This is a genomic window from Micromonospora sp. NPDC093243, assembly GCF_044753725.1.
Taxonomy (GTDB): domain Bacteria; phylum Actinomycetota; class Actinomycetes; order Mycobacteriales; family Micromonosporaceae; genus Micromonospora.
Genome location: NZ_JBIVNT010000003.1, coordinates 451,098 through 466,813, shown reverse-complemented (window position 1 = coordinate 466,813; position 15,716 = coordinate 451,098). Strand labels below are relative to the sequence as shown.

Genomic DNA, 15,716 nt, shown 5'->3' with positions numbered 1-15,716 from the left:
CCCTCAGTACGCCAGCGCGGCCCGCAGGTAGCGCAGGTCGCCGGGCCCGCCCCAGCGGTGGGCGGAGAGCCCGGCGGCCCGGGCGCCGCCCACCGACCAGTCCTCGTCGTCGACGAAGAGCACCCGGTTCGGCGGGGTGGCCACGGCCTCGCACGCCGCCCGGAAGTACTCCTTGGCCGGCTTGTTCACCCCGAGCCGGTACGAGCTGACCACCGCGTCGAACTCGTCGGTCAGGTCGAGCGCGGCCAGGTCGGCGTCGAGCAGGTCGGTGGCGTTGGTGGCCAGGCCGACCCGGATGCCACCGGCCCGCGCCTCCCGGAGGAAGCCCAGCACCTCGGTGTCCACCTCACCGCGGTAGCGCTGCCACTCCTGCACCGCCGCCAGGGCACGCTCCGGGCCGCCGGCCGGCTCGGCCAGCGCGTCGGCCACGCTGCTCATCCAGTCGGCGTGGCTGACCTGCCCGGTGAGCACCGGCTGGAGGCGCCCCCACTGCATGGCGATCTCGGTGAGCACCCCGTCGGCGAGGCCGTAGCGCCGCTCCACTCCGGCGGCCACCGCCGGGTCCCAGCGCCGCAGGACGCCGTCGAAATCCACCAGGAGCGCCCTCGCGCGTTCCCGAGCCACTAGCCGTTCTCCTCGCCGCGGCCGAGCCGCTCGTTCTCTCCGTCGGCCCGGTTGAGCCGCTGGCTGATGACCTGGGTGACGCCGCCGCGCATGGTCACCCCGTAGAGCGCGTCGGCGACCTCCATGGTCCGCTTCTGGTGCGTGATGACGATCAGTTGGCTCTTCTCCCGCAGCTGCGCCAGCAGCGTGATGAGCCGGCCCAGGTTCACGTCGTCGAGCGCCGCCTCCACCTCGTCCATGATGTAGAACGGACTGGGTCGCGCGCGGAAGATCGCCACCAGCATGGCCACCGCGGTCAGCGACCGCTCACCGCCGGAGAGCAACGACAGCCGCTTGATCTTCTTGCCCGGCGGGCGGGCCTCCACCTCGACACCGGTGGTGAGCAGGTCCTCCGGGTCGGTGAGGATCAGCCGGCCCTCGCCGCCGGGGAAGAGCACGGTGAAGACCTGCTCGAACTCGCGGGCGGTGTCGGCGAAGGCGCTGGCGAAGACCTCCAGGATCCGCTCGTCGACGTCCTTGACCACGGTGAGCAGGTCGCGACGGGTGGCCTTGAGGTCCTCCAGCTGCTCGGAGAGGAACTTGTAACGCTCCTCCAGCGCGGCGAACTCCTCCAGCGCCAGCGGGTTCACCTTGCCGAGCAGGGCCAGCTCGCGCTCCGCCTTGGCGGCCCGCTTCTCCTGCACCGGCCGCTCGTAGCGGACCGGCTCGGGCACCGGCAGGCCGTCCCGCTCGGCGATGGCGACGTCCGCCTGCGTCGGTGGGACGGGCTGGGTCGGGCCGTACTCGGCGACCAGGGTCTCCACGTCCAGGCCGAAGTCCTCGGCCGCCTTGCCCTCCAGCTGCTCGATGCGCAGCCTCTGCTCGGCGCGGGCCACCTCGTCCCGGTGCACCTGGCTGGTCAGCCGCTCCAGTTCGGTGCCGAAGCGCTTGGCGGCGCCGCGTACCTCCTGCAGCTCGGCCTCCCGGGCGGCCCTCTCCCGGGCGACCTCGTCCCGCTGCTCCTCAGCCGTGGCGATCGAGGTGCTCAGCCGGCTGAGCGCCTCCCGCGCGCCGCCGGCCACCGCCCGGGCGATCTGGGCGCCACGGGTCCGCGCCGCCCGCCGGGCCGCGGCCCGCTCCCGCGCGGCACGCTCCGCGGTGGCCTGCCGGCGCAGCGAGTCGGCCCGGCCGGCGATCGAGGAGACCCGCTCCTCGGCGGTACGCACCGCCAGCCGGACCTCCATCTCGTTCTGCCGGGCCTGCGGCACCATCGCGGCGAGCTGGTCCCGATCCTCGGTGGAGGGCTCGGCGTCGACCGGGGTCTCCTCGGCCAGCCGCAGCCGCTCCTCCAACTCGGCGAGCGTCAGCAGGTCCCGCTCCCGGGCGGCCTCCGCGCGGGCCCGGGACTCGCCGAGCCGATCGGTCTCCGCCTTCGCCGAACGGGCCGCCGCGCCCAACTCGGCCAGCCGCCGGGCGGCGGCGTTGCGGTGGCTCTCCGCCTCGCGCTTGGCCGCGGCGGCGTGCTGCACCGCCTCCTTGGCGGCAGCCACCTCGGCCCGCGCCTCGAGAAGCTGGTCGCGCAGTTTGGCGGCGGTCCGCTCGGCCGTGATCCGGTTCGCCCGGGCCTCCTCGACGGCCGCCTGCACCTCGATGAAGCTGGGCGCCTTGGCCGACCCCCCGGCCGCCGCGTACGCCCCGACCACGTCACCCTCGGGCGTGACCGCGCGCAGCTCCGGGTTGCCGCTGACCAGCTCGGCCGCCGCGGCGAGATCGTCGACGAGCACCACGTCGCGCAGCGCCCGGTGCACCGCCGGGCGCAGCTGCTCGGCGCACTCCACCAGGTCCGGCGCCCAGCGCGCGCCGTCGGGCAGCTTCGGGCGCAGCGCGTCGGCCGAACCGTCCATGCCGGGACCGGCGGGACCGCCGACCAGCAGGCCGGCCCGGCCGGCGTCGGAGATCTTCAGCAGCCGCATCGCCTCGACGGCCTCGTCCACACCGGTCACCGCGACCGCGTCGGCCAGACCGCCCAGCGCGGCGGCGAGGGCGGCCTCGTGCCCGGGGGCGACGGTCAGCAGCCCGGAGAGGCTGCCGAGCAGCCCCGGCACCTCACCGGCCCGGGCCAGCAGGGCGCCCGCGCCGTCCTTGCGGCGCAGGCCGAGGGCGAGCGCCTCCTCGCGCGCCTTCCAGCTGGCGGCGTCCTTCTCGGCGGCGCGCTCGGCGTCGGAGAGGGACCGGACGGTCGCCTGGGCCTGCTCCTGTACGGCCACCGCCTCGTCGTGCCGGGCGTCCAGGTCGGCGTTGTCCCGGTCCGCCTCGGTCGACTGCGCGGCCACCGCGTCCAGGTCGGCCTGGGCCTTCTCGGCCCGGGTGAGCGCATCGGTGTGCGCGGCGGCGAGCCGCTCGATCTCCTCCCCGGCACTGGTGGTGCGGGCCCGGGCCGAGTTGACCTGGCCGGTCAGCCGGGCCATCCCCTCCCGCCGGTCGGCGATCGCCTTGGCCGCCGCGACGAGTTCCCGCTCCGCCGCGGCGAGCTGCCGCTCCAGCTCCTGGCGGTGCTCCACCGCCTCGGCGAGCCGGATCTGGTCGTCGGTGAGCGCGCCGCGCAGCTCCTCCTCCTGCTCGCGGACCCGCTCCGCCTCGGCCTCCAGCTGGTCCGGGTCGCGCCCGGGCCGCTCGTCGTCGCCGGCGGCGCTGAGGTGACGCAGCCGCTCCCGAGCGAGCTGCTCGATCGAGCGGAACCGCTCCTGCAGGGCGGAGAGCTTGTACCAGGTGTCCTGGGCGGCGGCGAGCAGCGGCGCGTCCTCCGCGAGCGCTGCCTCCAGCTCACCGAGGCGCGCCTGCACCTCGGTGTGCTCGGCCTCGACCTGCTCACGCCGCTCCCGCAGCGCGGTCTCGTCGGCGATCTCCTTGTCCAGGGTCGCGCGCAGGGTGGCCAGGTCGTCGGCGAGCAGCCGCAGTCGGGCGTCGCGCAGGTTGGCCTGGATGGCGGCGGCCCGCCGGGCCACCTCGGCCTGCCGACCGAGCGGCTTGAGCTGGCGGCGCAGCTCGGTGGTGAGGTCGGTCAGCCGGTTGAGGTTGGTCTGCATCGCGTCGAGCTTGCGCAGCGCCTTTTCCTTGCGCTTGCGGTGCTTGAGGACGCCCGCCGCCTCCTCGATGAACGCCCGCCGGTCCTCCGGCTTGGCGTGCAGCATGCCGTCGAGCCGGCCCTGGCCGACGATGATGTGCATCTCCCGGCCGATGCCGGAGTCGGAGAGCAGCTCCTGGATGTCGAGCAGCCGGCAGGTGTTGCCGTTGATCTCGTACTCGCTCTCACCGGAGCGGAACATCCGGCGGGTGATCGAGACCTCGGTGTACTCGATGGGCAGCGCACCGTCGGTGTTGTCGATGGTGAGGGTGACCTCGGCCCGGCCCAGCGGCGCTCGACCGGCGGTGCCGGCGAAGATGACGTCCTCCATCTTGCCGCCGCGCAGCGCCTTGGCGCCCTGCTCGCCGAGCACCCAGGCGATGGCATCGACGACGTTGGACTTGCCGGAGCCGTTCGGACCCACCACGCAGGTGATCCCGGGCTCCAGCTTGAGCGTCGTCGCGGAGGCGAAGGATTTGAAGCCCTTCACCGTCAGGCTCTTGAGATGCACCTTCTCGATCCTCGTCCGGTGGCCGCCGTACCGTCGCCGGCTGCGCGGACCTGGTGAACTCGCAGACTAACCCGGGACCCCCGGGCACCCACCACGCGACCCGCCCCGACCGCCGCCGGTGGCCGGTCCCGGCCCGTCGGGGGCCGGCCCGAGGAGAACGGCGCCCGCGCTGCCCGGCGACAAAGGCGGGCATCGTTCATAGGCGCGTCCGGCGCACCGTTTCCCGGGCGTCCCGGCGCAGTTCCGCGCCGCGTCACCGCAAGATCGAAAGAATGGCGACCGGGGAAAAGGGGTGGAAACAGAGCTGCGCGCCGGCACAGAGGTGTCGGCGCGCTTTTTCTGGTGGTGCGATTCAGTTTTTGCGACCCGAAGATCAGGTAAGCGCGGGCTCGGCGAGCCGGAGCAGATCATCCGCCTCGGTCGCGGCGGCGGCGAGCCGATCGTTCTCGGCACGCAACCGCGTGAGCTCGAACTCCAGTGCCTGAACCCTGGCACGCAGTCGGGTGACCTCGTCGAGCAGACGCCGGTCGGGCGCTGCACCTACGTGGCCGTAGAGGGCCTTCGCCATTTTGAACTCCTTGATATGCGCTGCCGGAAAGGCCGGCCAACGCGCGCCCACGTGTTCGCGACTGCCATTCCAGCTGTATCTGGGCATGACCGGGCGCGACTGGCGACACCTATATATTGAGCCGCAAACCCCCTCTTCGTCAAGTTCTCGCAGGCCGTAGATCATCTCTACGTCGGCCTGTCCACTCGCCGGGGGCTGCCACAAGGGCACGGACACGCTCTGTCCGGACGCCCTAACTGTACGCCTCCAATGCGGGGAAGTCCGCACCCGGGCGTCCGGGTTCGCTTTAACTCTTCCTTAGCCACGTTGCCGCAGGTCGCGGCGCGCCCGTAGCGTCAGCCCGGCCCGCAACCGACCCCTGGAGGCCAAGGCGTGTACGGCTGGACCGACCCGAACGACCCGGATGCCGCCGCCCGGCGTGCCGAGCCGCCGCGTGACGAGCCGGCCTGGCTGAGCGACCGCCCGGAGCCACGCTCGGCCTACCTGTTCGGCGACGACCCCGAGCAACCGGCCGAGGAGTGGCACCGCGACCAACCGACGCAGGGCTGGTCCGGCCAGCCCACGGACGGGTGGCGTGACCAGCCGACCGGCCAGTGGTCGGCGGAGCCGAGCCGACCCTGGGCGGACGAGCCCACCGCGGGCCGATCCGCAGAGCCGACCAGCGGCACCTGGTCCGCCGAGCCGACCAGCGGCACCTGGTCCGCCGAGCCGGCAACCGGCACCTGGTCCCCCGAGTTGGCCAGCGGGAGTTGGGCGGCAGAGCCCGCCACCGGGAACTGGGCGGCCGAGCCGGCAACCGAGCAGTGGTCCGCCGAGCCGAACAGGCAGACCTGGGCGGCCGAGCCGGCGACCGGAGGCTGGTCCGGCGAGCCGGACGGCGGCTGGTCGGCCGGCCACCCGGGCCACGGCCCGGCGTACGGGGACCGGGCCGCCGACGCGCTGACCGAGGCCGGGACGTACGGCGCGCCGTTCGCGGCTGCCGGCCAGTCCGACGCGGAGCAGGCCGGCGGCGAGGGGCGGCACCGCTCGCCCCGCCGGTTCCCGCGCCCGCTGCTGATCGGCGGCGCCGCCGCGGCGGCCACCCTGGTGGTCAGCCTCGGCGTCGGCGCGCTCGCCCTGCCCGGAGGCGGCGGCGAGGCGGCGGACCCGACCGCGGTCGACGACACCGTCGCCACCGCACCGGAGCTGACCACCGACGAGACGGCTCCCGGCCAGGCGCTGGTGGCACCCTCCCCGACTGCCTCGCCCACCACCGCCCGCCCCACCCCGTCGCCCAGCCGGACCAGCAAGTCCACCCCCGCGCCGTCGCGGACCACCGCGCCGTCCCGGCGCAGCGAACGCAGCAGCGCGCCGAGCAGCACCGGCACCAAGGCCCCGCTGAGCGGCAACGTCAGCGCGCAGGCACGCGAGGTGGTGGACCTGGTGAACGCCGAGCGGGCCAAGGCCGGCTGCAAGGCGCTGAGCATCGACGACAAGCTGATGACGGCGGCCCAGCGGCACAGCCAGGACCAGGCCGACCACCAGAACATGTCGCACACCGGCAGCGACGGCAGCGACTCCGGCGACCGGCTCGACCGGGTGGGCTACGCGTGGCGCACCTACGGCGAGAACGTGGCCTGGAACCAGAAGACGCCGGCCGCGGTGATGGACGCCTGGATGAACAGCTCGGGGCACCGGGCCAACATCCTGAACTGCGCGTTCACCGAGATCGGGGTGGGTATCGCCAGCAGCAACGGGCCGTACTGGACGCAGGTCTTCGCCGCGCCGCGCTGACCCGGGCGAGTCGTCGGCGGGTCCGCGCTCGTTTCACCCGGTGAGGTACGCCGGCGTGGGGGCGGCGTACCGGTGGGGGCGGCGGGGCGCCGCCCGGGACCCGGGAGCTGCCGATGCGGATCCGGTTGCGGCGACGCGCCGTCCGGTGCCGGCTGCGCCGGGGTCTCTCGGTCGGCGCCGCGCTGCTCCTGCTGATCCCGGTCTACGGCTGCCGGGTCGAGTTCACCCCGCCCGGGGCACCCACCCCGTGGCCGGCCGGGTCGGCCCGCCACTGGCAGTGGCAGTGGCAGCTCACCGGCCCGCTCGACCCGGACGTCGACGCGGACGTGTTCCTGCTCGACCCGGTGCACACCACCGCCGAGGAGACCGCCGAGCTGCGCGCCCGCGACCGGCGGCTGATCTGCCAGGTGCACGTCGGGTCGGTGCTGCCGACCGACCCGGACGCGACCCGGTTCCCGGGCACCGTGATCGGCGCAGCCGGGCGTCGCCCGCAGAGCCACTGGCTGGACGTACGGCAGTGGGACGCGATCCAACCGGCGCTGGCCGACCGGTTCCGGCTCTAGCGGGGCAAGGGGTTCGGCGCGGTGGCGCTGGCCGACGCGGACGGCTACCTGCACCGCTCGGGTTTCCCGCTCGACTTCGACGAGCAGTTGCGCTTCAACCGCCGGCTGGCGGCGCTCGCCCGCTCCCTGTCCCTCTCCCCCGGGCTGGTCAATGACGTGCCCCAGCTCGCGGCGCTGGCCCCGGACTTCGACTTCGCGGTCAACGAGGAGTGCGTGCGGCTGAACCTCTGCGCCAAGCTGCTGCCCTTCACCGACGCGGGAAAGCCCGTCTTCCACGTCGAGTACACCGGGGCGACCGCCGACTTCTGCGTCACCACGGTCGGCTACGGCTTCGCCTCCATCCGCAAGCAGCGCACGCTCGACGCCTGGCGGCTCAGCTGCCCGCTGCCCTGACCGCTCCCGCCACCCGCACCGGGGCCGGACCGCGGCTCGCGGTCCGGCCCCGGCACCGGCCCCGGCACCGGCACCGGCACCGGTTCAGCCGACCGGCACCAGCTCGTCCGCGGGCGCCGGCGGGTCCGTCGGCGTCGCCGCCGGCCGGGGACGCAGGAAGCGCGGCGCCCACCAGTTCGCGTCGCCGAGCATGGTCATCAGGGCTGGCAGCACCACCGCGCGGATGATCGTGGCGTCCAGCAGGATCGCCGCGGCCAGGCCGATGCCCAGCTGCTTCATGTCGATCGTGCTGAGCGTCGCGAAGATCGAGAAGACGCCGACCATGACGATCGCCGCGCTGGTCACCACTCCGGCCGACGAGGTGATGCCGTACGCCACCGCGTCCCGATTCGACATTCCGGCGCAGATCCCCTCACGGATCCGGCTGACCACGAAGACGTGGTAGTCCATCGAGAGACCGAAGAGCACCACGAACAGGAAGAGCGGCAGCCAGGAGACGATCGCCCCCATCGAGGTGAAGCCCAGCAGGTCGTCCGCCCAGCCGCCCTGGAACACCAGCACCAGCAGCCCGTACGCGGCGCCCGCCGAGAGCAGGTTCAGCACGATCGAGCTGACCGCCACCACCACCGACCGGAAGGTCAGCACCATCACCAGGAAGGTGAGCACGAGCACGAAGCCCATCACCAGCGGCAGCTTGTCCCGCACGTGCGCCGCGTAGTCCTCGCTGGCGGCGACCCCGCCACCGACCGCGTACTCGACGCCGGGGATGCCCCGCAGCTCGGCCGGGACCAGATCGTCCCGGAGCCGGTGCATCGAGTCGACCGCCTTGTCGTCGCGGCTGGCGTAGGGGGTGGCCACCTCCAGCACGGAGACCCGCCGGTCGTCGGAGACCTGGATCTTCGGGCCGTCCGCCTCGACGGGGGCGAAGAGCGGGTCACCCCCGGCGCGGCCGGCGAGGTCGGTAAGCGCCGCCCGTACCCGGTCCGCCTCGGCCGCCGGCGCCCGTACCGCCACCGTGTGGCTGGTGCCGTTGCTCGGGAACGCCGCGGTCAGCCGGTCGTACGCCTGCATCGCCGGCGTGCTGCGCGGCAGGTCCTCCATGCCGGGGAACTTCAACTTCATGCCCAGCGCCGGGGCGGCGAGCGCGAGCAGCAGCCCGACCGAGATCACCAGGGTCGGCACCGGCGCCCGCAGCGCGGGGCGGAGCAACGCCGGCCAGAAGCGCGGCGCCGGCTCGCCCGGCCGGCCGGTACGCGGCGCGGTCAACCGCCACAGCAGCGGCACCCGGGGCCGGTCGACCCATCGGCCGAGTTTGGCGAGCAGCGCGGGCAGCACGGTCAACGAGCCGGCCACCGCGACCGCGACCACCAGGATCGAGCCCACCGCCAGGCTGGAGAAGACCGCGTCGCCAGCGAGCAGCAGACCGGCCATCGAGATGATCACCGCGAAGCCGGAGACCACGACGGCGTGTCCGGAGGTCTCCGCGGCGATCTCGACCGCGTCCAGGCCGGAGCGGCCCTTGGCCCGCTCCTCGCGCTCGCGGCGCACATAGAAGAGTGAGTAGTCCACCCCGACCGCCATGCCGATCAGCAGGATGACGCTGCTCGTGACGTCGGTCGACGGCACCAGGTGGGAGGCGAGAGTGGAGAGCCCCATCGCGGCGGCCACCGAGGAGAGCGCCAGCAGCACCGGCACGCCGGCCGCGATCAAGGCGCCGAACGCGATGATGAGGATGGCCAGGGTGACCGGCAGGCTGAGCAGCTCGGCGCGCTGGAAGTCCTTGCCGAGGGTGTCGTCGAGCGCCTTGTTGATCGACGGCCCGCCGACCTGTTCGACGCGCAACTGCGGGTGGGCGTCCTGGACGTCGGCGGTGGCGTCCCGCAGCGGCTGCACCCGGTCACTGGCGGTCTCCGGATCGCCGGACATGGTGATCGGCAGCAGCAGCGCCGAGCCGTCCCGCGCCGGCACCGGCTGCCCTACCCCGGCCACCCCGGTCACCGACCGCAACCGGGCCGCCGCGTCGTCGGCCGCCGCCCGGGCCGCCGCCTGGTCCAGCGTGCCGGCACGCGGGGTGATCAGGACGTTCTCCACGGCCGGATCGTGGAAGTCACCGGCCGACACGATCAGCCCGGCCCGGCCGGACTCGCCGATCGCCTGATCGGACTCGGTGGCCTCGTTGAGGCCGGCGGCGCTGCCCCCGACGAAGCAGACCGCCACGAACACCACCCAGAGCGCGATCGCGCGCCACGGATGTTCGGCGCTCCACCGCGCCAACCGGACCGTCACCGGTCTTGCCCCCATCGCGGGTCCCCCTGTCAGCTCAGACCTAGGTCAACGCTGCTGACGCTAGGGAGCTGACGAGACCCGGACATCCGGGAGCATCCCCGGCTCGTCCCGGGTGTGCACCCCGGCGGGGCGAGCGGTCCGCCGGAGCGCGGAACCAGGGCGTCACCGGCCGAATCGGACGATCACCGGGGAGTGCCCCGGAGCGGTCCGGGCCGACGCGCGGGGCGCGCCCCCGACCCGACTCAGGGTCATCCCCGGACGGACCCCCGGGGCCGGGGCTGGCAGCGGGGGCAGCTGTAGGAGGAGCGGTTCATGAACGGTTCCCGGCGGATCGGCGCGCCGCAGCGCCGGCACGGCTCGCCTTCCCGGCCGTAGACGTTGAGCGCCCGGTCGAAGTAGCCGCTCTCGCCGTTGACGTTGACGTAGAGGGCGTCGAAGCTGGTGCCGCCCTCCTTGATCGCCTCACCCAGCACGTCGCGGACGTGCCCGAGCAGCCGCTGCGCGGCCGGGCCGGTCAGCGCGTCGGTGGGCCGGGTGCCGTGCAGGCCGGCCCGCCAGAGCGCCTCGTCGGCGTAGATGTTGCCCACCCCGGAGATCAGCGTCTGGTCGAGCAGCGCCCGCTTCACCTCGGTCCGACGCCGCCGCAGCGCGGTCACGAACGCCGCGTCGGAGAACTGCGGGTCCATGGGGTCCCGGGCGATGTGCGCGATCTCCGCCGGCAGCTCCGCACCGCCCTCGCTCACCGCCAGCCCACCGAACGTGCGCTGGTCGACGAAGCGCAGCTCCGGGCCGTCGTCGGCGAAGCGGAACCGGATCCGCAGGTGCGTCTCGTCGGGGGCGTCGGCCGGTTGCAGCAGCAGCTGACCGGACATGCCAAGGTGCCCGACCACCGCGTCGCCGCTGTCCAGCGGCAGCCAGAGGTACTTGCCGCGACGACGTACGTCGAGCACTGTCTGGCCGGTCAGCACGTCGGCGAAGTGCTCGCCGCCGGGCGTGTGCCGACGGACCGCGCGGGGGTGCCGCACCTCGACGCTGGCGATCCGCCGGCCGATCACCCACTGCGCCAGCCCCTGCCGGACGGTCTCGACCTCGGGCAGCTCAGGCACGGGCGGAACCCGATCCGTCGGCAGGCTCGGCGTCGACCGCACCGGCGTCGATCGCACCGGTTCCGCCGGCCGGGCCGGTGCCGTTGCCGTTGGCTCCGTCGGCCGGGCCGGCGCCGTTACCGGTGGCGCCACCGGGCCGAGCCGGGCTGGCCCCGCCGTCGGTCTGCTCGGTCTGCTCGGTGAGGGTCCGCCAGGCCGCCTCGGCGGCCCGCTGCTCGGCTTCCTTCTTGCTGCGCCCCTCGGCGCCGCCGTAGCGGTTGCCGGCGACCACCACCCAGGCGGTGAAGGTCTTGAGGTGGTCCGGGCCGGCGCCCTCGATCCGGTACTCGGGCACACCCAGCCCGAGCGCGGCGGTCAGCTCCTGGAGGCTGGTCTTCCAGTCCAGCGCCGCGCCCCGGCCGGCCGACTCGGCCATCAACGGGTCGAAGAGCCGGTGGATGACGATGGCGGCGGTGTCCAGGCCGTACTGGAGGTAGATCGCCCCGAGCAGCGCCTCCAGGGTGTCCGCGAGGATGCTCGCCTTGTCCCGGCCGCCGGTGGTCTCCTCGCCCTTGCCGAGCAGCAGGTAGGCGCCGAGCCCGTCCGGGCCGAGGCCCCGGGCCACGTCGGCCAGGGCGCGCATGTTGACGACGCTGGCCCGCAGCTTGGCCAGCTGCCCCTCGGGCAGGTCCGGGTGGTTGTGGAAGAGCGCCGTGGTGATCACCACGCCCAGCACCGAGTCACCGAGGAACTCCAGCCGCTCGTTGGTGGGCAGGCCGCCGTTCTCGTACGCGTACGAGCGGTGGGTCAGCGCGCGTTCCAGCAACTCGGGGTCGAGCGTCACGCCGAAGGCGGCCTCGAGGTGACCGACGGACGCCCGCCGCCGCTTGTCGTTGCTCATGGTGTGGCTACCTCGGTGTCAGTGGGGCGGTCGGTGCGGTCGTGGTCCGTCGGGGCAACGCCTGCGAGCAGGGCGGCGACGGAGTCGGTGGCGCGGCGCCGCCAGAGGTGGGCGGCGAGCGCGATGCCGGAGGCGACGTCGTCGGCACCGGCGGCGCCGTGGCAGACCACCACGGTGCCGGCGACGCCGAGCAGGGCGGCCGCCCGGGGCGCGCCGCCGCTGGCGGGGGGACCGCCGGCCATCGCGTACGCGCCCTCGATCGCCTTGAGCAGCACGTTACCGGTGAAGCCGTCGGTGACCACCACATCGGCGCGCGCGCCGCCTGAGACGTCGTACCCCTCGACGAGGCCGACGTAGCGGGCGTCGCAGGGCAGCGGTTCGGCCGCGAGTACGGAATCGGCGGCCCGGCGGACCCGGTCGCCCTTGCCCGCCTCGGTGCCGACGGAGAGCAGCCCGACCCGGGGCGCGACGACGGCGTGCGCCACCGCGGCGTAGGCGGCGCCGAGCACGGCGTGCCGGGCGAGGGTGGCCGGGCGGGGTTCCAGGGAGCCGCCGACGTCGAGCAGCACGACCGGACCGGCGACCGCGGGAAGCGTGGCGACCAGGGCCGGCCGACGCACGGCCGGCCACCGGCCGAAGCCGAGCGCGGCCGCGGTGACGGTGGCGCCGGTCGAGCCGGCGGAGACCACGGCGTCGGCGATGCCGTCGCGGACGGCGGTGACGGCGGCGCGCACGGTGCTCTCGGCCCGCGCGGCGCTCGGGTGGTCGGCCATCCCGACCGCGTCCCGCACCGGCCGCACGGTGACCCGGGCCCGCTGGGCCGGGCCGAGGGCAGCGATCAGCCCGTCGGCGACCTCGACGGGGCCGACGAGCAGCAGGTGCAGATCGGGGTCGGCGCGCATGGCCCGCAGAGCGCCGTCAACCACGACGGCGGGAGCATCGTCCCCGCCGAGGAGGTCAACGGCGATCCGCGCGGTGCCCGGCTCCATCGGAACGCCGGCCGGAGCAGGCCGGCCGGCGTCGGAGGGAGCCGGGGCACCGGGCGTGTGCCAGGGTGCGCGCGCCGCCCGACCAGGGGTCGGGGGCGTCACTCGGCGTCCAGGTCAGACCTCGAGAACCTGGCGGCCGTTGTACGTGCCGCAGACGGAGCACGCGGCGTGCGGCAGCTTCGGGGACTTGCACTGCGGGCACGCGACGGTCGCGACCACGGCCGCCTTCCAGTTCGCCCGGCGGGACCGGGTGTTGCTGCGCGACATCTTGCGCTTGGGGACGGCCACGGTTCTTACTCCTCTTTACGGGTCAGTTGCGACAGGCCCGCCCATCGCGGGTCGATCTGCTGGTGACTGTGGTCGGCCGGCAGATCATCCCAGTGCGCCCCGCATTCGGGGCACAGTCCTGGGCAGTCCTCCCGGCAGAGCGGGTTGGTCGGCAGCGTGAGCACCAACGCGTCCCGCAGCGCCGGCTCCAGGTCGATCAGATCGCCCTGCATCCGGCCCACCTCGTCCTCGTCGGTCGTGACGTCCGTGGTGCTGTTCTCGTACGCGTACAGCTCCTGGATCGTCACGGCCATCGAGTCGTTGATCTCGCGCAGGCAGCGGCCGCACTCGCCCCGGACGGGACCGGTGATGGTCCCCGAGACGAGCACACCCTCGGACACCGACTCCAACCTCAGGTCGAGGTCGAGGTCCGCGCCCTCCGGCACGCCGATCAACTCCACACCGAGGTCTGCCGGTGCCGGCGCGACCCGCTTGACCGTACGCAACGCGCCAGGCCGACGCGGCAGGTCCCTCGTGTCGAGGACCAGCGGCGACCTGGGGTCGAGTGTCGATGGCGAGTGTTTGGGCATAGTCAGACTCCGGCCGGTGAGAGGCCGACAAAAAAGGTTACCTGGGCGACCGCCGGACCGTCGAACCGGGGGCGACGCCCGCCTTGCATGCCGGCTGGTGAGGTGCCGCTCAGAAGGGTAGCGGGCGTTCCGCCTCATCCCCAGCGAAGGTGCCGATCTCGCGCAGCGCGTGCATCTTGTCCCGGCCGCGCTCGATCGAGGCGAGCGCGCGGGTCAGGAACTGCTCGAAGTTGGCCAGCGCGGTGTCGACGTAGTCGTCGACCTCCTCACGCAGCCGCTGGGCCTCGGCCCGGGCCTCGGCGATGATCCGCGCGCCCTCGTGCTCGGCGGAGACGGTGATCTCGTTCACCGACACCAGCCGGGCGTGTTCCGCCTCACCCTCGCTGATGATCCGGTCCGCCTCGCGCTTGCCGGCCTCCATGATCTTGTCGCGCTCATCGAGGAGCGCGGCGGCCCGACGCAGGTCGGCGGGGAGTTCGGCGCGCATCTCGTCCAGGGCCGCGATCATCTCGCCTCGGTCGACCATGCAGTTGTTCCGAGACATCGGGACGGAGCGGGCCTGCTCCACCATGGCGATCAGTTCGTCGATGCGATCGAGCGGGTCCACCGGTACCTCACTCCTGTCGTTCTTCTCGGCCGACCTACATGATGCGGGCTACGGCCGGGTTCCCGCTCTACTCATCATCTCGCGCAGCACCACCCGGCCACCCTTCCCCCTCGACACGGCGCGTCGCGCGGCCCGGGCGGGGCCGGTCGGCCGCGCGCGGCGGGGCTCCCGGATCATCCTGACCTGGGCGATTCGATGTGGTTGCGGCGCTGGCGGCGTTCCTGGCCGGCCGCGCGCCGGTGGGCGCCGGTCGGCAGGCCCGGCCCGGCCCGGCCAGCGGGCGGGGCGGGTCGGGTCGGCGGGGCTGGTCGGGTCGGCCCGGTCAGTGGCGCGGCGGCGGCGAGAGCCGCGCCTGGAGTTCGGCGCGGACCCGGTCGGGCACGTGCGCCGAGATGTCCCCGCCCCACTTGGCGACGTCCTTCACCAGACTGGAGGAGAGGAACGAGTAGAGCGGGTTGGTCGGCATGAAGAGCGTCTCGACGCCGGCCAGGCCGATGTTCATCTGCGCCATCTGCAGCTCGTAGTCGAAGTCGCTGACCGCGCGCAGGCCCTTGATCAGCACGCTCGCCTGCTGGGCCCGGCAGAAGTCGACCAGCAACCCGCGGAAGGACTCCACCCGGACGTTCTCGTACGAGGCGGTCACCTCGCGGAGCATGTCGATCCGCTCCTCGACGGTGAACAGGCCGCTCTTCGACTGGTTCACCAGCACTCCGACGATCACCTCGTCGAAGAGCCGGCTGGCCCGGCCGATGATGTCGAGGTGTCCGTTGGTGACCGGGTCGAACGAGCCGGGACACACCGCACGTCTCATGATCGGCGACCGTACCAAAGGGTGGTCTCCCCGTAGCGGCGGCTGCGCTCGCCGGTGACGCCCCGCACCCAGTCGAGGGGGGCGCCCCGGCTGGAGCGCTCCACCACGACGAGCGCGTCGGGCGCCAGCCAGCCGCGATCCACGAGCGCGGTCAGCACGGCGCTTATCTCGTCGTCCGGCACCGCGTACGGCGGGTCGGCGAAGACCACGTCGTAGGGCTCCCCCTCGGGGCCGGCGGCCAGCACGGTCGCCACCTTGCCGGCGACCAGCCGGGCGGCGGGCGCGGCGCGCAGCGCGGCGACGTTCTCGCGGATCACCCGGGCCGCCCGGGGGTCGGACTCGACCAGCAGCACGTGTTCGGCGCCCCGGGAGAGCGCCTCCAGCCCGACCGCCCCGGAACCGGCGTAGAGGTCGGCGAAGCGGGCGCCGACGAGATCCTTCTCGGCCTGCACGGCGCTGAACAGCGCCTCCCGGACCCGATCGGAGGTGGGTCGGGTGCCGGCGCCGGGCGGCGCGGCGATCCGGCGTCCGCCGAGCGCCCCGGCCACGATGCGGGTCATCGTCTGCACCTGCTCATGCCTCCGACGCTACGCGACCTCGCGCGGGCGCCGGCCGACACCGCCGGTACGGTCCGCGCAACCGCAA

The 15,716-nt window shown here is 73.9% G+C and carries 13 protein-coding genes and 1 pseudogene; 2 read left to right on the top strand and 12 right to left on the bottom strand.

Translation table 11 applies throughout. From position 1 onward, the window contains the following. Positions 1–3: 3 nt before the first annotated feature. From ACIP9D_RS11790 to ACIP9D_RS11780, 3 genes are all read right to left on the bottom strand, one after another. Positions 4–624: an HAD-IA family hydrolase gene (locus ACIP9D_RS11790; protein WP_350869637.1), complete on the bottom strand. Its 621-nt coding sequence runs from the start codon at positions 622–624 to the stop codon at positions 4–6. Beyond that, a complete protein-coding gene (gene smc / locus ACIP9D_RS11785) occupies positions 624–4,238 on the bottom strand; it encodes a chromosome segregation protein SMC (RefSeq protein WP_350869635.1) in 3,615 nt (1,204 codons plus the stop codon). The genes ACIP9D_RS11790 and smc overlap by 1 nt, the downstream gene beginning before the upstream one ends. A gap of 373 nt (positions 4,239–4,611) precedes the next feature. After that, a complete protein-coding gene (locus ACIP9D_RS11780; protein WP_350869634.1) occupies positions 4,612–4,806 on the bottom strand; it encodes a hypothetical protein in 195 nt (64 codons plus the stop codon). 372 nt (positions 4,807–5,178) lie between these two features. On the opposite strand from ACIP9D_RS11780, the gene ACIP9D_RS11775 reads away from it, so the two are divergent. After that, entirely contained in the window at positions 5,179–6,579 is a 1,401-nt protein-coding gene (locus ACIP9D_RS11775) for a CAP domain-containing protein (RefSeq protein WP_350869632.1), read from the top strand. A gap of 113 nt (positions 6,580–6,692) precedes the next feature. Next, positions 6,693–7,535 (top strand): annotated as a pseudogene (locus ACIP9D_RS11770) (endo alpha-1,4 polygalactosaminidase). Positions 7,536–7,619: 84 nt separating this feature from the next. Here the strand turns inward: ACIP9D_RS11770 and ACIP9D_RS11765 are convergent. The 9 genes from ACIP9D_RS11765 to rsmD form a co-directional block, all read right to left on the bottom strand. Continuing rightward, a complete protein-coding gene (locus tag ACIP9D_RS11765; RefSeq protein WP_350869630.1) occupies positions 7,620–9,836 on the bottom strand; it encodes an MMPL family transporter in 2,217 nt (738 codons plus the stop codon). 233 nt (positions 9,837–10,069) lie between these two features. After that, positions 10,070–10,927 carry a bifunctional DNA-formamidopyrimidine glycosylase/DNA-(apurinic or apyrimidinic site) lyase gene (gene mutM / locus ACIP9D_RS11760; RefSeq protein ID WP_350869628.1) on the bottom strand — a complete coding sequence of 286 codons (858 nt, stop codon included), beginning with the start codon at positions 10,925–10,927 and terminating at the stop codon, positions 10,070–10,072. Further along, entirely contained in the window at positions 10,920–11,807 is an 888-nt protein-coding gene (gene rnc, locus ACIP9D_RS11755) for a ribonuclease III (protein WP_350869625.1), read from the bottom strand. Before rnc ends, mutM begins: the two co-directional genes overlap by 8 nt. Beyond that, positions 11,804–12,796, bottom strand: a complete 993-nt coding sequence (locus ACIP9D_RS11750) for a phosphate acyltransferase PlsX (RefSeq protein WP_350869623.1) — start codon at positions 12,794–12,796, stop codon at positions 11,804–11,806. The genes rnc and ACIP9D_RS11750 overlap by 4 nt, the downstream gene beginning before the upstream one ends. Positions 12,797–12,910: 114 nt before the next feature. Then, positions 12,911–13,084, bottom strand: a complete 174-nt coding sequence (gene rpmF, locus ACIP9D_RS11745; RefSeq protein WP_088646032.1) for a 50S ribosomal protein L32 — start codon at positions 13,082–13,084, stop codon at positions 12,911–12,913. A gap of 5 nt (positions 13,085–13,089) precedes the next feature. After that, the gene (locus ACIP9D_RS11740) at positions 13,090–13,653 is read right to left on the bottom strand and encodes a YceD family protein (RefSeq protein ID WP_350869621.1); all 564 of its coding nucleotides are present in this window, start codon (positions 13,651–13,653) and stop codon (positions 13,090–13,092) included. A gap of 109 nt (positions 13,654–13,762) precedes the next feature. After that, entirely contained in the window at positions 13,763–14,260 is a 498-nt protein-coding gene (locus ACIP9D_RS11735; RefSeq protein WP_350869620.1) for a hypothetical protein, read from the bottom strand. Between the two features lie 322 nt (positions 14,261–14,582). After that, entirely contained in the window at positions 14,583–15,071 is a 489-nt protein-coding gene (coaD, locus tag ACIP9D_RS11730; protein WP_350869618.1) for a pantetheine-phosphate adenylyltransferase, read from the bottom strand. Then, the gene (gene rsmD, locus ACIP9D_RS11725) at positions 15,068–15,631 is read right to left on the bottom strand and encodes a 16S rRNA (guanine(966)-N(2))-methyltransferase RsmD (RefSeq protein WP_350869616.1); all 564 of its coding nucleotides are present in this window, start codon (positions 15,629–15,631) and stop codon (positions 15,068–15,070) included. Before rsmD ends, coaD begins: the two co-directional genes overlap by 4 nt. Positions 15,632–15,716 lie beyond the last annotated feature (85 nt).